The sequence below is a fragment of the Enterococcus alishanensis genome (genome assembly GCF_019218635.1).
Lineage (GTDB): Bacteria > Bacillota > Bacilli > Lactobacillales > Enterococcaceae > Enterococcus_A > Enterococcus_A alishanensis.
Genome location: NZ_JAHUZB010000002.1, coordinates 441095 through 457503, shown reverse-complemented (window position 1 = coordinate 457503; position 16409 = coordinate 441095). Strand labels below are relative to the sequence as shown.

Sequence of the window (16409 nt, the reverse complement as noted above, 5' to 3'; positions counted from 1 at the left end):
ACAGCTCTAATACTAATTATTCGATTTCTTTTTATTCTTTTTGACGTTTCTAATTTCTTGACGTTTTGCTTGACGTCGTTTTTGTTTGTTCGATTCAGCAATCGCCCAATCAATTTTTTTCTTATAGCCAGGTTTAATTTTTTTCTTTTTCTTTTTAACTAAACCGATTAAAGTTGGATCTAGTTCGTCTTTACTTTTTTCACGTTTAAGTCGACGATTTCGATCATAACTCTCAACGATTGTACCGTTCTTAATTTCTTTTGGTGTAAAACTAACACCCATTTTTTCAAGTTCGGTTATTGCCAAATCATCACTTGGATCATATAAAGTAATTGCGGTACCAGACAAACCATTACGTCCTGTTCGTCCAACACGATGAATGAAAAATGTTAAGTCATTAGGAATTTCTGCATTAATCACGTGAGAAACCCCTTCGATATCAATTCCTCGTGCAGCTAAATCAGTTGCTACTACATATTGATAGTCCATATTCTGAACTTGACGCATGACTCTTTTCCGTTCGCGAGGAGAAATATCACCATGGATTTTTGCAATTTTTAGTCCTTGACTCTTCAAATAGTCACTAATTTCATCCACACGCTGTTTGGTGTTGGCAAAAACAATTGCTAAATAAGGATGTCCAACAGTCAGTAAATCATAGATAATTTTGTTCTTATCTTTTCCTTTGGTTGAAATCAACCAATTATCGACTGTATCAGAAATTACAGCTTTTGCTTTGATTTCTTCAATGACTGGATTCTCCATGTATTTTAATAAGAATGGTCGCAAGCTTTCTGGAATAGTTGCTGAAAAGACGAGCATTTGAAGATTTTTAGGCAAACGACCTGCAATTTGATCGACTTCTTTTAAAAATCCCATATCTAAAGTCATATCTGCCTCATCAACAACAAAATATTCTGCCGTATGAACTTTTAACGCTTGCTCATTCATCATATCTAAAATTCTTCCAGGAGTGCCGATTACAACATGTGGTTGATGATGCTGTAATTTTTCAATTTGTCTTTTCTTATCAGTTCCACCAACAAAATTAGTTACCCGAATTTCAGTTGGTGCATGTTTGGCAATTTGAATTGCAGCTTGATAGATTTGATTGGCTAATTCACGACTAGGTGCCGTAATCAATACTTGGACTTGATCGACATCTGGTTTGATTTTATCAAATAAAGGCAATAAGAAAGTGTGGGTTTTACCAGAACCCGTTTGCGATTGTCCTACAACGTTTTTCCCTTTTTTAATTAAAGGAATTAATTTTTCTTGTACTACAGTTGGTTCGTTAAAATGAATTTCAGCTAAAGCTTCTAAAATAAAAGGCTGAAAGTTAAAGGCTTTAAAGTTCGCCATTTGTTCCCTCTTCTCTGATTGTGCTAATTGTATACGTACGACTGGCTTTTTCATGGAATAAACGATGTTTTCCTCTAATAAAAGCATATAAAAGATTAAAGACAAATAATAATAAAATGCATAAACTGATGAAAGCTAAACCGATATGGATAATTAAACCGGTACTATCAGCCGTAGTCAACTGATTGATTGAATAATTAAAAATATCCAAATCATAACGTATCAATAAATAAAATAATCCATAACGCTTAATTAATCCCCATAAAGATATCCGGGAACGATTTTCTTCCATAACTTGTATTTTAACAATTTTTTTACCAAATGTCTTGCCCCGCCAGAAATAAGTAAACAAAATAAAATATAAAATTACTTTTAGGGTAAAGATAAAGCTATTAGTGTCCGATGCAAGATAATTCGTTAGCGGATTTGGTGCAATTAAATTGATTAGAGTAGGGACTAAATCAAAAATGATTCCTATAATAAACCAATCAATCAAAAAAGCAACCGTTCGCCGAATCAAAGAAACTTTTTTTCCATCCTCCAATGATTCTAAATCTAGCTCTTCACGGCTTGGTAAGAAAAATGTAATCAATGGTGCGATTAGGTAACCTATTCCACCACCAAGTGTGTTGTGTAATAAATCATCTACATCAAATAGACGGTAAGGTCTAGGATAAATAAAATACAAGCCACTTAACTGAGTCAACTCAAAAAATAAGGACAAACAAAAACTTATCAAGGTAGTTTTTTTCCATGAAAATTTGAAATAATAACGACAATAGACTCCTAACGGAAAAAATAATGCTAAATTAAAAATAGGCTCTAAGAATACACTTTGTTTTATAGCAGGAAGATACGTGCTGGTGTCATTTATACGAAAGACCGTTTGATGGAAAAAGTCAATTTCTGATTGAAATAAATGCAGTTGCATACGTGGTCCAGTCATTTGGCTTACCGTTTCAACAGACGGCAAAGGTAATATGACTAAAAAATAAGCTGTCAATAAATAAAAGACAAAAGAATAAATAACTAAACTACGAAATTTACCTAATTCGCCATATTTACGATAATAGAAAATTAAAATTGGTGCGCTAACTAGTAATGCTAAAAAAGGAAAAAGTAAAATTGCAGTTTTGATTGGTCCGGTATAAGCTGAGAACATATTCACACATCCTTAAAATTTTTGCTTGACTATTTAAAAACAATGAGGAAAACTATTCATAAGGAGGCCTCATCATGTTAAATCCATATTTTGCTTTTGGTGTACCCATTTCTTTACTTGCTGGTTACATCATATTCACTTTGATCAAAAAAGAAAAGTTTGCTGATTATCGTCGCTTTGTTTTGACTTTGATATCAGTTTTTCTAGCAACTTTTAGTTATCAAGTTTATCACTACAGCCGTAGTATTATCAGCACCAACTCAACCAGTGAATTTCAAAATAATTTTGGTTATTCTGCAAATTTACTGTTACTTCCCTTCATCTTAGGAATTATTTTAACATTGATAAATCTCATCTTTTTATTTACTCAATTCAGAAAAAAAGAATAACAGGCTCGCCTGTTATTCTTTTTCGTTCTCCCATTCATGATAAAATTCCATTAAAAAATTTTCCATGAACTCTTTTCTGCGCTTTGCTTCATTTTTCCCTGCCTCAGTATTCATCAATGCTGGCAATTTTAATAATTTTTCGTAAAAATGATTAATGACCGTATTTTCATCGCGATACATTTTTTTACTTGTTAAATCTCTTGGTTTTATTGCTGGATCATAAAGAATATTTTGATGAGCTCCTCCATAATATGCTGTTCGCATAATACCGATTGCACCTAAAGCATCGATACGGTCAGCATCTTGGACGATTTCACCTTCTAAAGTTAATGTTTTTTTACCTGACTCCAGCTCTTTTGAAAAAGATATATTTTCAATAATCATAAAGAGTTCATCAATTTTCTCCTTGTTCCAACCTAATGAGTGTAATAGTTGTTCAATTGCTTTCTTTTCAGCCACCGGATCTAAAGCAACCTTATCATCAATTACATCATGTAAATAACCTGCCGCAACAACTAATTCTTGATTGGCTGATTCTTTAACTGCTATTTTTTTAGCGATTTTAGCTACTCTTTGACTATGAAAAAAATCATGTCCACTTTTTTCATTACTTAATTTTTGAAAGCTATAATCTTTTATAGCTGTTAATTCTTTATTCATCTTTTTTTCCCTTACGAGGTGGACGTTTTCCCCAGTATTGGAACAAGTCAGTTCTGATCGCACCATTGTATAGTTTTCTTTTCTTAGTAGTTTTTGCACCATAAAACTCTTCAAAAGTTAAGTCGCTAGTTAAAATATATTTACTCCATGTTTCAAGAGGACGAAAGACTTCACCCATTTCTTTATAAAGTTGGCGCACACTCGCTTCTTCACCTAACCGTTCACCATAAGGCGGATTGGCAACAATTACCCCATATTCTTTATCAGTTTTGAAATCTTTGACTGCTTGTTGTTTGAAGATAATCGAATCTCCTAAACCAATCTCTTCCGCATTTGCTTTAGCAATTTCAATCATTCTTCCATTAATATCAGAACCAGTAATATCTAATTCAATCTCATAATCCGCTTGCTCGTCTGCTTTTGCACGGACTTTCTCAAAAATATCACTGTCGACCCAATCCCATTTTTCACAGGCAAAAGAACGATTAAAGCCCGGAGCAATATTATGACCAATTAAAGCCGCTTCAATACAAAGCGTTCCGGAACCACAAACTGGATCATAGAAAGGACGATCCTTACGCCAATTAGTTAATTCAATTAAAGCAGCTGCCATGTTTTCTTTTAATGGCGCGCCACCTTTTTCTAAACGGTAACCGCGTTTAAACAACGACGGTCCAGTTGTGTCTATCGTCAACACTACGTGATCTTTTAGTAAAGCCACTTCCAATTGAAAAAATGCGCCAGTTTCTGGCAATGGTACTCGCGCAGGACGATGATAGACCTCTTTTAAGCGTTCCACAATGGCTTTTTTTGTAATCGCTTGGCAATCTGGAACGCTATATAATTTGGATTTGATACTACGCCCAGCCACCGGAAATTCTGCATCGTAAGGTAAATAGTCTTCCCATGGAATAGCCTTTACTTGCTCAAATAATTCGTCAAAAGTATAAGCATCAAATTCTCCAGCGATAATTTTTACCCGGTCTGCCGTTCTGAGCCATAGATTTGTTGTAGCAATGGTCTCTAAATCTCCACTGAAACGAGCGCGACCATTTTCTACTTCGCAATCAATTCCTAAATTTCGCAATTCCTTACCAACTAGCGCTTCGATTCCCGCTGCTGCTGTGGCAATTAAATTATATTGTTTAGTCATAATATCTCCTATTTATTCCATCTTATTCTTTTCGTAAAAAAAACCTTCACAAGCAAAGTTGGAAGGTTTCCTGAATCTTGCAATTTTCTGTAAGCCATGTTTTGTACATTCCTTGTTTCAGGTAAACAAGTTCAGTGGTAATCATCTATCTCCGAAATTATTCGGCTCTTTCATCGTTCATTTCCTTAGAAAAAGCGCCCCTACCATTGTTTGGGTTGCTCGCTCGAGGGGTTTACCGCGTTCCACCATTTTGATTTCTCAAAATGCTTCGTCACTGTGGCACTTTCAAGAATACTAAAGCATAGATTTCTCCTTAGCTTGTTTTTCTGCCGTTACCAAAATAATTGGTACCTTAGCTTATGGTTTCGCTAAGCACGAACACTACAGGCATCTCAGACTGTGCGAGCATGGACTTTCCTCAGCATATTAAAAATACACCGCGATTACCCAAAAATTGCAATTATTATACTAAATTAAAATTGGCGCGTTTTTTCATTGTCATCATCTGCTTGAGTGTAGTTTTTTCTTAAATCAGTCCGCGTATTACCTGTAACCTTTGCTTGTTGATCTAATTTTTTTCCGAAAACTTCTCTTTCAAGATTTGACAAGCGTTTTAAAATGTCAAAGTTTGTTACAGCAGATCCCTTAGGAGCTGCTTCTTTTGTTCTTGGTTGCGGAGTAGTTGGAGCAGTCGCAGCTGATCCAGCAGTCGACTGTGTTTTTGACAATTGCTCAACTCGCGCTTTTAGACGGTCGTTTTCTTCTTTTAAAGCTAAAATTTCTTTATTGTACTCTTCGTAATCCTTGATAATATTGTCTAAAAATTCATCCACTTCAATTGGGTCGTAACCACGCATTTTTGTTTTGAAATCTTGTTCCAAAATATCATTTGGAGTGTACGTTAATTTCGCCATTTTTCCACCTCATTAATATCATTAACTTCATTTGTTCTCCAATATATTCTAGCTGATAAACGTTCGTAAATCAAACACTATCCCCCAAATATACTGAATTTTCAAGATCGTCCATTGTGATTGGAAAAATTTGATAGGTTTTATTCTTTTGAAAATTTTCTACATCCCTTAGAAAATAGCGTGTTTTACCCGGATATTCTTGATCGTAAACAATTAAACTTGCATCAGTATGTTGTAATAAAAAATTTATATGATTCTTAAATTGACTAGGATTCTCATATGGTTTATGACTGACTGAATCTACAAAGTCGGCCTGACCAACAACTGTTTGCAATAACAACTGATTGGCTTCGTTCCAATTAGAACCAAAATCTTTAAAGGGAAAAATGACAGCCAGTTTTATTTCTGGGTATTGTTGCTTCAGATCATTTATAATTTGTCCTGCCCATAGTTCACAGCCTAAAGCACCAGAAATCATTATCCACTCCAATCCATTCTCGATTAATTGAATAATTTGATTTTTTAAAACATTCTTAATGACTGCAACTTTAGGGTCTTTTTCAGTAAAAATTCCTAATTCATAGCTTTGATATCCAGTAATATAAATTTTTTTAATGATTTGATTCATAAATTTTCCTCTACTTTCAGTACAAAAGACAAAAATTTGTTATAATGTAGCCTAGGAGTGTGATGGGAATGCCTTTTCATTATCCCAACGGTCAACTTTTCAGTAATCATAAGACTACTTCTGAAAAAAATGAAAAAAAGAAACCAAATTTTGCTAACCGCGGAATGCGCTTTGAAGAAGCAATCAATTTGAGTAATGAGTATTACTTAAACTATGATATAGCTGTTATCCATAAAAAGCCAACCCCTTTACAAATTGTTAAGGTTGATTACCCTAAGAGAAGTGCCGCCGTCATTAAAGAGGCCTATTTCAGACAACCTTCAACAACCGATTATAATGGTGTTTACAACGGGCATTATTTGGATTTCGAAGCAAAGGAAACCAAAAACAAAACTTCTTTTCCTTTTAAGAATTTTCATGAACATCAGATTATTCATATGGAAAGATGTCTTAAGCAAAATGGCATATGCTTTGTCCTTTTGTGGTTTTCTAGTCTAAAACGCTGCTTCTTTTTTGCTAGCGAAGATTTAATTTATTATTGGCATCAACAAAAAGATGGAAAAAAATCTCTTCCACTATCAATCATCGAAAAAAAAGGGATTGAAGTTCCAACTAAGATTGCACCTAGAATTCCTTATTTGGATGCAGTCAATCAATATATTCAACAAAAGGAGTTATAATTTATGGCCAACCGAAGCCGTTCCAATCAGAGTCATGGGACATCCACTAAGGTAAAAAAAGGTAAAAAAACGAGAAAGTCTGGGTCGATTATTCTAAAAATTCTGACAGCACTTGTGGGTTTAGTTCTTATTGGTGTTCTTGGCGGGATTGGCGTATTTGCTTACTATGCAAAGGACGCAGAACCAATCACTGAAAAAAGTTTAGATTCTACCGCTTCTTCAAAATTTTATGACATTAATGGTAATTTATTTGAAGATATTGGCTCAGAAAATCGAGAAAAAGCAACCAGCGAAGAAATTCCTCAACGCTTAGACGATGCAATTGTTTCTGTCGAAGATCAACGCTTCTATAAGCATCACGGTATTGACCCAATTCGAATTGCCGGATCTTTAATACACAACATCACCAATTCTGATTCAGGTGGTTTACAAGGCGGTAGTACTTTAACTCAACAGTTAGTTAAACTATCAGTCTTTTCTACCAAGGCATCCGATCAAACCTTAAAACGAAAAGCCCAAGAAGCATGGCTAGCTACTCGTTTAGAGAAAGAAAAAAGCAAACAAGAAATCCTTACTTATTATATTAATAAAGTATATATGGGTAACGGATTATACGGAATGAAAACTGCTTCAGAAACTTATTATGGTAAAAATTTAAGTGATTTATCAATTGCTGAGGCAGCCCTATTAGCTGGACTACCACAAGCACCAAATTCATATGAACCTTATGAACATGCAGAAGCTGCTAAAAAACGTCGAGATACTGTTTTATACACCATGCTCGAAAATGATAAAATCACCCAATCAGAATATGATGAAGCTGTCGCAACTGATATTCAAGCAGGCCTGCAACCTTTAAATACAGGCGATAATACTACGCGAAAAATTGTTGATAACTATTTAACAGAAGTAATTAATCAAATTGAAGAAGAAACTGATAAAGATGTCTATACAGACGGATTAGAAGTCCATACTAACTTAAATATGGATCAGCAAACTTACATCTATAATTTAGCCAATAATACCGATGGTACGATTGCCTATCCTGATGATGATTTTCAAGTAGCCGCTACGATGGTTGATGTAAATACTGGTAATGTAACAGCTCAAATTGGCGGAAGAAACATTGCTGATGATGTATATTTAGGTTTTAATCAAGCTGTTAGTACGGATCGCGATTTAGGTTCAACTGTTAAACCAATTACTGATTATGGTCCGGCGTTTGAATACTTACAATATTCGACAGGTGCAACTATTACCGACGCTAAATATAATTATCCTGGTACCAAAACGGCTGTAAACAACTGGGATAACTCTTATATGGGAACCATTACCTTAAGACAAGCACTATATGATTCACGTAATGTTCCGGCTGTAAAACTCTTTGAAAAAGTTGGAGCTGATAAATCAGCTGAATTTTTAAATGGATTAGGTATTCAATATAAAGATATCTTGGCCTCTAATGCCATCTCTAGTAATACTGAAACGCAAGAAGGAACGAAATATGGTATTTCTACTGAAAAAATGGCTGCCGCTTATGCTGCTTTTTCAAATGGAGGGACCTATTATAAACCTTCTTACATTGACCATATTGAATACTTAGACGGAACAACTCAAAGTTTTTCAAGTGCTGGTCAAAAAGCAATGGAAGAATCTACTGCTTACATGGTCACTGATGTCTTAAAAGATGTTATTACAAAAGGTTCAGGTACGTATGCTTCAATTTATAACGTTACTCAAGCCGGTAAAACTGGAACTTCAAATTACAGTACCGAGGAATTAGCGAAAATCCCTCATTACTCAACTATTTCACCAGATGTGTCTTTTACTGGATATACAACGAATTATGCACTTTCTGTTTGGACAGGATATAGTAACCGAATGACGCCGATTACGACCGCCTCAGAAAATATCGCACAATTATTTTATCGAAATATGATGCAATACGTTTCTCAGGATCAAGCACCCGCAGACTGGACAAAACCAAGTAATGTCAGTCGAGTCGGTGGAGAATTATATATAAATGGTTCAACCGCCTCTAACTCAGTAGATGGCACTAGTTACAATAATTATTACAATAATTCAACATCTAGCTACAATAACTATTATGATAACAGCAGTTCATCAAGCTCTGCTGCTCAGGATTATAACAATTATTCTAGCTCTTCAGTTACTGGCAATGAAACAGTTCCATCTTCAAGTGTAAACAATGGTAATACTAATAATGATGGAACTGGCAGTAGCACACCTCCGGTAGATGGTGGTGGCGATGACCCAACTGGTGGCGATGCCGGAACTACCCCATGAAAAAAGCCAACGGAAATTATTTTTTTCCGTTGGCTTTTAGTCTATTTTTTCCTTCTTGACATAAATCAAGCAAAGTACATGAATGACATTTAGGAGATCTGGCTGTACAATGATATCTTCCAAAAAAGATCATTGTATGATGAGATTTTATCCAAAGATTTTCTGGAATTTTCTTCATTAATGTTTCCTCTACCTCTAAAACCGATGCTCTTTGCTTACAAATTCTAAGTCTTTTGCTAACCCGTTCTACATGGGTATCCACGGCGATGGCCGGAATATCAAAAGCATCCCCTAAAACAACATTAGCTGTCTTTCTACCGACACCTGGTAGCTTAACCAGCTCTTCTCTTGTTTTTGGAACTTCTCCACCAAAATCTGTTAAAATCATTTGGCTACAGGCTTTAATATTCTTGGCTTTATTTCGATATAAACCGATTGTCTTAATCTTAGCAATAATATCTTCGATTGGTGCTGCTGCTAAATGTACTGCATCTGGATAGCTTTCAAATAAAACCGGAGTTGCTTTGTTAACAGAGACATCCGTAGCTTGTGCGCTTAAGATAACTGAAATAATTAATTGAAAAGGAGTCGCTGCTACCAGCTCACCATGGGCCTCTGGAAACATTTGGTACATTAAATTCATGGCTTCCATTGTTTTTGTCTGACTAAGCATGCTAATCCTCCCCATTTAACCAATCATCTAGCGACACTTCAGGTAAATTTTCTTGGTAATTCGCTTCTTCTTTTTGTAGAATTAACTGCTTTCTACGTTTTTGTTCATCCATGACTTGTTGCTTGGTTTGGATATTTTTTTTCTCCCAATTTTGTAAAACTGCTTCAATGTATTTAAAATTGTAGGCTTGATTTAGCACGGCTTCTTGCAGCGCCAAAGTAATTAATTCTGGCGTATAACCATCTTCTTCCAACCAATAGCCAATTTTCTGATATTCTATTGGTGATAAAGAACGACCAAATTCTTTTTCAAAGGTGGTGAACATGTTCTTTTGGGAAATTTGTTGGGCATCTTCAGTTTTCTTAAACTTTTCTTGTTCAACCAATATTGTTAACTTATCAAAGGCTAATGAAACGTTATAATAATCGGCTTGGCGACCTGCTTCATCTTTTTTTGATTCCAATGCTACAAATCCTTTGCCGATAATACTATTTAAAATTTGATAAATTTGATCAGCTGGTAAACCAATTCTACGGGCAATCTCTGTCATATCAGGAAAAATATTTCCCGTTTGGTTTTCAACATATAATTGCAACCAAAGCATGAACTCGTTGGTATTTAAGCCTAACCTACGATAATTTTTTAAAAGTAAATTTGAGACAGTCGTTTGTCCAGCGGCTAAATATTCATCTAAGGAAATCATCTATCTTCCTCCATTTCTCATTTGAGTTTACACCAAATAGGCTAAGAAAAACAGCAGCAACTAAAGAGTCACTGCTGGAAAAATTATTTAATATTTTTCAAAGCCGCTTGTGCCAATAGATTCAAGTAATTCCATGGACGATCAAAATGTGGCTGGAAGAAGAAATCTTGTAATGCTAAGTCTTCCAAAGTCATTTCATTTTGAATAACAACTGACATCGTGTTAGCACTTTGGGTAATATCATATTTTGATAAGAATTGAGCCCCAACAATTCGATTTGTACCTTTTTCAGAAACAATTTCCATTAAAATATTTTCTGTTGTTGGCATAAATTCAGGTCGATAATTATCTTCGAAAACTGTCACATTTACATCAACGCCGTTAATTTTAGCACTTTCTGCTGTCAAACCAGTTGACCCAATATTCCAACCAAACAAATAAAGGCCAGAAGTTCCTTGAGTACCACGATATTTAACAGTTGGTTCTACTAAATTTTTGCCAACTAGCATACCCTGACGAACTGCATTGGTTGCTAGTGGAATATAATTTTCTGTGTGGCTTGGATTGTAATGAACCATTGTAGAATCACCAGCTGAAAAAATATCTGGATTACTTGTTTGCATATACTGATTCACTTTAATAGCACCAGTTGGTAACATCTCCACTTGGTCTTTAAGTAAGTCCGTACTCGGTTTAAATCCAACACACAAAATAACTAAATCAGCTTCAAAGCTATCACTTGGCGTCACAACCGTTTCAACTTTACCCTCACTGTTAGCGACAAATTCGCTAACATTTTCACCTAATGCTAGCTTCACACCTTTTTGACGTAATTCTTCTTCTAATACATCTGTAAATGGTTTATCTAAATATTTATTTAAAATTCTTGGTAATCCATCAATCAAGGTGACTTCTTTACCAGTTTCAGCGAAAGCTTCAACTAATTCGATTCCAATATAGCCACCACCGACAACGACGACTCTTTTTGCATCGTTTGATGAAGCAATAATTTCATTGGCTTGATTATAATTTTTACATAATAAAATATTTTCTGAATCAATGCCTTTAATTGGTGGAATAATCGGCCAAGAACCGGTGGTCATGACTAATTTATCATAAGAGACTGTTTGTACTTCATTGTCTTTTAAATTTTTAGCAGTTACAGTTTTTGCATCGGTATCAACCTTTGTCACATCGTGTTCCATGTGTACAGTTGCACCTAGTGAAGCCAGTTCTTCAGGGTTTGAATAAAATAAGCCTGCTGGATCTTTCACAACACCACCGACATATAATGCAATCCCGCAAGACAAGAAAGAAATATTATCATTCCGTTCAAAAACGGTTACTTCTGCCTCCGGGTGATTTTCTAAAATACTCTTTACTGCAGCTGTTCCTGCATGGGTACAGCCAACTACTACTACTTTCATTCCATTCCCTCTTTCTATTATTTAGAAATTTGCGCCTTTTTGCACAAGAAAAGTATAACAAACTAGCGCAGCAAGCCCTATTTTTTTGCTCACTAAAGTACAAATACTAAAGTGCCTTAACCATACGTATTTATTCATCATTTAAACATCAAAATATTTTTATTTTTGAATTATTAATATTCATTAGAAATAATTCTATAAATTACCCCTTTGTATGTCCATAAAAAAAGCATTCTCTCCTCCTTTAAATACGGAAGAAAGAATGCTTTTAAGTTCAAAGTTTATTTTAATTCGTTTGCAACTGAGAAGTGACCAATTACATCGATGATCCGTTTTAAGTCAACGTTACCACCAGATACTACACAAACTGCTTTTTTGTTGTTTACATATTTATCCACTTTACCTGCTAGGATTGCTGCTGTTGCAAGTGCACCAGAGCCTTCAACAACAATTTTAGTCCGTTGAATTAAGTCTTTCATAGCAGCTTCAATTTCTTCTTCAGAAACTACAACCATATCGTCAACTAAAGCTTCTACTACTTCAAACGTTAGTGTTCCTGGAACTGCTACTGCAGTACCATCAGCAATAGTTGCTGCTTCTTTATGAGAAACAATTTTTCCAGCTTCATAAGAGGCGGTCATACCATGAATATTTTCAGCTTGGACACCGATAATATTAATATGTGGGTTAAATGTTTTCAAAGCTACTGCAATTCCAGCGATTAAGCCACCACCGCCGACAGGAACTAATACAGTATCAACATCCCATAAATCATCTAAAATTTCTAAACCAATTGTTCCTTGACCAGCCATTACGTATTCATCATCGTAAGGTGCGATATAAGTCACACCAGTTTCTTCAACAATTTTTTCACAGTAAGCTCTTGCTTCATCAAAGCTTTCCCCATGTAAAATTACTTCTGAACCATAGCCTTCAGTTGCTTCAACTTTAGCTTTTGGTGCAGTCACTGGCATAACGATAGTGCTTTTAATTCCTAATAATTTAGAAGTTAACGCTACACCTTGGGCATGGTTACCTGCTGAAACTGCAATAACACCGCGATTTTTTTCTTCTTCGGTCAAATGTGCAATTTTATTGTAAGCCCCACGGAATTTAAATGAGCCAGTTAATTGCATATTTTCTAATTTCAAATAAACTTCGCCGCCAGTTTTGGCAGTTAGAAACATTGATTGAATCAATGGTGTTTTACGACCATATTGCTTTACCACGTTCTTTGCTTCATGAATATCTTCAATCGTTACTGGTAAATCTGTCGCAATTCTTGTCATTATAAAACATCTCCCACTTCTGTGTATTCTACATCAATTGAATCCGCTAAAGCTTTTGAAACTACTTTTCCGTTATACACGCTTAAACCAGATAATAATTCTTTGTCTGATTTCAAAGCTTCGTCTAATCCTTTAACACTAACTTCTTTTAAGAATGAAATATTTCCTTTTGCTAAGGCAATAGTTGCTGTACGAGGTACAGCTCCTGGCATATTTGGAACAGCGTAATGAATTACATCATGTTTTGTAAATACTGGATCAGCATGGTTGGTTGGTTTATCAATTGTTTCAACCGTACCACCTTGGTCAATTGCGATATCAACAATCACACTACCTGGTTTCATTGATTCAACCATATATTCTTTAACTAATTTTGGTGGGCGAGCACCTGGGATTAAAACAGTTGAAATAAATACATCTGCATCTTTAATCCGGTTTTCTAAATTTTCGGTATTAGAAACAATGACTTCAACATTGTCATTCTTGTAACGTTCTTGTAATTGTTTGATGCGGTTTTCATTTACTTCTAAAATAACTACATGGGCACCTAAACCAACAGCCATATCTGCAGAGTTTTCAGCAGCATTACCGCCGCCTAAAATAACGACTGTCGCAGCTTCAACACCTTCGATACCTGGTAATAAAATACCCTCGCCACCATGTTGTTTTTCTAAATAATATTGACCTAAGTTAACAGCGCGACGACCAGCAATTGCACTCATGGGTTTTAACAATTCTAAAACGCCGTTGATTGAAATATTTTCTCCAGATAAAGCTGTTACGCCAACTTCCATCATTTTTTCAACACAAGCTTTGTTAGCTGCTAAATGTAAAAATCCCCAAATAATTTGGCCTTTTTTAAAATAGTGATATTCACTTTCCATTGGTTCTTTTACTTTTACAATTAAATCAGCAGTCCATGCTGTATCTGTATCTACAATTTTTCCGCCAGCCGCTTCATATTGATCGTTATTAAAACCTGAACCAGCACCAGCGTTATTATCAACTAAAACTTCATTACCTGCTTCAACTAAAATTTTGACATTTTCAGGTGTCATCCCTACACGAGCTTCACCTTGTTTTGGATCTTTAATAACTCCAATTTTCAAAATCATTCACCTCTATAAATTATTTTTTGATTGTTTTCTTTTAACATGTAAAATATATCACAATAAAAACTCAACGCAATGAAAACGATTCAGATGTTATCATTGTCTCATCTGTCTTCATTTTAAATTAATTAATAATTTTTTTTATTCATAAAACCCTTGCTGCTTGTGCGTTTTTTTATTAGCTTTTTTTCATTTTCATTTTTTTATAAAAAACAAAAATTATGATTCCGCTACCATCGTTATTAAAACAGAAGAAGCTTTATATTTGTTAAAGTGTATGTTACACGTATTTCCAATAAAAAGACAAAGAAAAAGCTCGAGATTTTTATCTCGAGCAAAGTTGTTTAGCCTATTGATTTTTCTGTTGACAATCTGGACAAATACCATAAACTTCTAGCCGATGTTCATTTATTTGAAAGCCGGTTAGTTTACTTGAAGCCATTTCTACATCTTCTAATCCTGGATATGAAAAATCTTCAATTTTCCCACATTCATTACATATTGCATGGTAATGTTTTTTTTGAGTATAGTCAAATCGACTAGCAGTATCCCCATAACTCATTTCTGTAACAATACCGATACTAACAAATTTTCTTAAATTATTATAAACCGTTGCTACACTCATATTAGGAAAACGACTTTCTAAATCTTGAAATATCTCATCAGCAGTTGGATGGTTTTTATATGTAATTAAGTATTCTAAAATAGCATGACGTTGCGGTGTGATACGAATACCACCAGCCTTTAAATCGTCTATCGCGTGGTTTACAGTTTGTTCTGTCATGAAAGGAAACCTCCTTTTTATAATCTTTCTTAAATAATACTATTCTTTTTAAATAAAAGCCAGCTTATTATAGATAATTCCTTGATATAATCAAGTTTTTCAAAATAAAAAGCACTGAAATTTCAGTACTTTTTAATCATTTTTAAATTGTAAGTTGTTGGCCTGGTAATAATGTGGAATCTGCACTTAAACCATTATTAGCTAATAACTGATCAACTGAAATTCCGTGACTAGATGCAATCCCCCATAAAGAATCTCCTGCTGCAACAGTGTAAGTACTTGTTGTGGCTGTTACATTCGTTTCAGTAGTTACTGTACTTTCTGTTGCGGGAGCTGTATTAGTTGTATTGTTAACGGTAGTACCTGTATCATATTGGGTTAAATTATAAGTTTGGATGATTGAAATTAGTTTGCTGGCATAACTTGGGTCCGTAGCATAACGCCCTTGTAAATAGTAAGCTGCTTCCTGATAATTACTCGTGTGACTCTTCCAAGCCCCAGCATAATAAGTTCCTTGTAAAAGATCGGCGTGCGCTTCAAAAGATTCATTATACGAATTATATACGGCAAACGGTTCCGACATCGTTACCCATTGACCATTTAAGTATTCTTGGGTACTCATACTGACAGATGCGCCACCATTGTATTCTTTTACCCCAAATAAATTATAGTATGGTGCTTGTGACAATGAAGACGAACCGTAACCACTTTCCACTAGAGCTTGAGCAATCATAATTGACGCGTACAAATCGTGATTTGCTGAAATAGTTACTGCCGATTGACCAATTTGATTAATAAAAGCAGACTGACTTGAAACTTCTTCTGCTTGAGCAACCAAACTATGATTACTTAAACTAACTGCAATTGGTGAAATCGCTAAAGTCGTTCCTGCCAATACAAATGACTTTTTTGCAATAGTTTTTCTTCTCATCTTTTTAATTAGATGTTTTTCACTACGTGTTTTATATTGATTCATTGGTACCTCCAAATTATTCCCTAATTATCCTTTTATTTTCATAATAATTATAGGTCATCAAGAAATAATTCACAAACGTTTCAAAATATTTTGATGGATTTGTTAAAAGAGTGTAACATCTGTAATCATTAAGCAACTAAATTTTAATTTCGTAATAAAAAAGAAGCAACCTTTAATAGGTTACTTCCTT

16 protein-coding genes and 1 other RNA gene are annotated in these 16409 nt (G+C 34.7%); 3 read left to right on the top strand and 14 right to left on the bottom strand.

Annotated elements, in window-relative coordinates:
• Positions 1-12 precede the first annotated feature (12 nt).
• Positions 13-1362, bottom strand: coding sequence for a DEAD/DEAH box helicase (locus KUA55_RS05820; RefSeq protein ID WP_218325240.1), 1350 nt, complete (start codon positions 1360-1362; stop codon positions 13-15).
• Positions 1349-2524, bottom strand: a complete 1176-nt coding sequence (locus KUA55_RS05815; protein ID WP_218325239.1) for a VanZ family protein — start codon at positions 2522-2524, stop codon at positions 1349-1351. Before KUA55_RS05815 ends, KUA55_RS05820 begins: the two co-directional genes overlap by 14 nt.
• Positions 2525-2598: 74 nt before the next feature.
• On the opposite strand from KUA55_RS05815, the gene KUA55_RS05810 reads away from it, so the two are divergent.
• A complete protein-coding gene (locus tag KUA55_RS05810; protein WP_218325238.1) occupies positions 2599-2913 on the top strand; it encodes a hypothetical protein in 315 nt (104 codons plus the stop codon).
• A 12-nt stretch (positions 2914-2925) separates the two neighbouring features.
• Here the strand turns inward: KUA55_RS05810 and KUA55_RS05805 are convergent, their stop codons facing one another.
• The 5 genes from KUA55_RS05805 to KUA55_RS05785 form a co-directional block, all read right to left on the bottom strand.
• A complete protein-coding gene (locus KUA55_RS05805; RefSeq protein WP_218325237.1) occupies positions 2926-3573 on the bottom strand; it encodes an HD domain-containing protein in 648 nt (215 codons plus the stop codon).
• Positions 3566-4726: a THUMP domain-containing class I SAM-dependent RNA methyltransferase gene (locus KUA55_RS05800; protein WP_218325236.1), complete on the bottom strand. Its 1161-nt coding sequence runs from the start codon at positions 4724-4726 to the stop codon at positions 3566-3568. Before KUA55_RS05800 ends, KUA55_RS05805 begins: the two co-directional genes overlap by 8 nt.
• 85 nt (positions 4727-4811) lie before the next feature.
• Positions 4812-5181, bottom strand: an RNA gene (rnpB, locus tag KUA55_RS05795) — RNase P RNA component class B.
• An 18-nt stretch (positions 5182-5199) separates the two neighbouring features.
• A complete protein-coding gene (gpsB, locus tag KUA55_RS05790) occupies positions 5200-5640 on the bottom strand; it encodes a cell division regulator GpsB (protein WP_218325235.1) in 441 nt (146 codons plus the stop codon).
• Positions 5641-5710: 70 nt separating this feature from the next.
• The gene (locus KUA55_RS05785) at positions 5711-6268 is read right to left on the bottom strand and encodes an SLOG family protein (protein WP_218325234.1); all 558 of its coding nucleotides are present in this window, start codon (positions 6266-6268) and stop codon (positions 5711-5713) included.
• A gap of 68 nt (positions 6269-6336) precedes the next feature.
• Between KUA55_RS05785 and recU the strand changes: the two genes are divergently transcribed.
• Both recU and KUA55_RS05775 read left to right on the top strand, forming a co-directional pair.
• Positions 6337-6948: a Holliday junction resolvase RecU gene (gene recU / locus KUA55_RS05780; protein ID WP_218325233.1), complete on the top strand. Its 612-nt coding sequence runs from the start codon at positions 6337-6339 to the stop codon at positions 6946-6948.
• Positions 6949-6951: 3 nt separating this feature from the next.
• Entirely contained in the window at positions 6952-9255 is a 2304-nt protein-coding gene (locus KUA55_RS05775) for a PBP1A family penicillin-binding protein (protein WP_218325232.1), read from the top strand.
• Between the two features lie 16 nt (positions 9256-9271).
• On the opposite strand, the gene nth is transcribed toward KUA55_RS05775, so the two are convergent.
• The 7 genes from nth to KUA55_RS05740 form a co-directional block, all read right to left on the bottom strand.
• Positions 9272-9928 (bottom strand): endonuclease III, encoded by a 657-nt coding sequence (nth, locus tag KUA55_RS05770; RefSeq protein WP_218325231.1) that lies wholly within the window; start codon positions 9926-9928, stop codon positions 9272-9274.
• 1 nt (position 9929) lies between these two features.
• Complete coding sequence (locus tag KUA55_RS05765) at positions 9930-10631, bottom strand: DnaD domain protein (RefSeq protein WP_218325230.1); 702 nt, start codon at positions 10629-10631, stop codon at positions 9930-9932.
• 83 nt (positions 10632-10714) lie between these two features.
• Positions 10715-12058 carry an FAD-dependent oxidoreductase gene (locus KUA55_RS05760; RefSeq protein ID WP_218325229.1) on the bottom strand — a complete coding sequence of 448 codons (1344 nt, stop codon included), beginning with the start codon at positions 12056-12058 and terminating at the stop codon, positions 10715-10717.
• Positions 12059-12339: 281 nt separating this feature from the next.
• Entirely contained in the window at positions 12340-13347 is a 1008-nt protein-coding gene (gene tdcB, locus KUA55_RS05755; protein ID WP_218325228.1) for a bifunctional threonine ammonia-lyase/L-serine ammonia-lyase TdcB, read from the bottom strand.
• Positions 13347-14456: an alanine dehydrogenase gene (gene ald / locus KUA55_RS05750; protein ID WP_218325227.1), complete on the bottom strand. Its 1110-nt coding sequence runs from the start codon at positions 14454-14456 to the stop codon at positions 13347-13349. The genes tdcB and ald overlap by 1 nt, the downstream gene beginning before the upstream one ends.
• A gap of 352 nt (positions 14457-14808) precedes the next feature.
• Positions 14809-15243 carry a Fur family transcriptional regulator gene (locus KUA55_RS05745; protein ID WP_218325226.1) on the bottom strand — a complete coding sequence of 145 codons (435 nt, stop codon included), beginning with the start codon at positions 15241-15243 and terminating at the stop codon, positions 14809-14811.
• Positions 15244-15385: 142 nt separating this feature from the next.
• Positions 15386-16219, bottom strand: coding sequence for a glucosaminidase domain-containing protein (locus KUA55_RS05740; RefSeq protein WP_218325225.1), 834 nt, complete (start codon positions 16217-16219; stop codon positions 15386-15388).
• Between the last annotated feature and the right edge of the window lie 190 nt (positions 16220-16409).

What these genes read in the sequence shown, in the direction of transcription:
- KUA55_RS05820 (WP_218325240.1), bottom strand. Translation starts at nt 1,362, where the DNA reads ATGGCGAACTTTAAAGCCTTTAACTTTCAGCCTTTTATTTTAGAAGCT.
- KUA55_RS05760 (WP_218325229.1), bottom strand. Translation starts at nt 12,058, where the DNA reads ATGAAAGTAGTAGTAGTTGGCTGTACCCATGCAGGAACAGCTGCAGTA.
- KUA55_RS05765 (WP_218325230.1), bottom strand. Translation starts at nt 10,631, where the DNA reads ATGATTTCCTTAGATGAATATTTAGCCGCTGGACAAACGACTGTCTCA.
- KUA55_RS05775 (WP_218325232.1), top strand. Translation starts at nt 6,952, where the DNA reads ATGGCCAACCGAAGCCGTTCCAATCAGAGTCATGGGACATCCACTAAG.
- KUA55_RS05745 (WP_218325226.1), bottom strand. Translation starts at nt 15,243, where the DNA reads ATGACAGAACAAACTGTAAACCACGCGATAGACGATTTAAAGGCTGGT.
- KUA55_RS05805 (WP_218325237.1), bottom strand. Translation starts at nt 3,573, where the DNA reads ATGAATAAAGAATTAACAGCTATAAAAGATTATAGCTTTCAAAAATTA.
- KUA55_RS05810 (WP_218325238.1), top strand. Translation starts at nt 2,599, where the DNA reads ATGTTAAATCCATATTTTGCTTTTGGTGTACCCATTTCTTTACTTGCT.
- KUA55_RS05815 (WP_218325239.1), bottom strand. Translation starts at nt 2,524, where the DNA reads ATGTTCTCAGCTTATACCGGACCAATCAAAACTGCAATTTTACTTTTT.
- KUA55_RS05785 (WP_218325234.1), bottom strand. Translation starts at nt 6,268, where the DNA reads ATGAATCAAATCATTAAAAAAATTTATATTACTGGATATCAAAGCTAT.
- gpsB (WP_218325235.1), bottom strand. Translation starts at nt 5,640, where the DNA reads ATGGCGAAATTAACGTACACTCCAAATGATATTTTGGAACAAGATTTC.
- KUA55_RS05740 (WP_218325225.1), bottom strand. Translation starts at nt 16,219, where the DNA reads ATGAATCAATATAAAACACGTAGTGAAAAACATCTAATTAAAAAGATG.
- KUA55_RS05800 (WP_218325236.1), bottom strand. Translation starts at nt 4,726, where the DNA reads ATGACTAAACAATATAATTTAATTGCCACAGCAGCAGCGGGAATCGAA.
- recU (WP_218325233.1), top strand. Translation starts at nt 6,337, where the DNA reads ATGCCTTTTCATTATCCCAACGGTCAACTTTTCAGTAATCATAAGACT.
- tdcB (WP_218325228.1), bottom strand. Translation starts at nt 13,347, where the DNA reads ATGACAAGAATTGCGACAGATTTACCAGTAACGATTGAAGATATTCAT.
- nth (WP_218325231.1), bottom strand. Translation starts at nt 9,928, where the DNA reads ATGCTTAGTCAGACAAAAACAATGGAAGCCATGAATTTAATGTACCAA.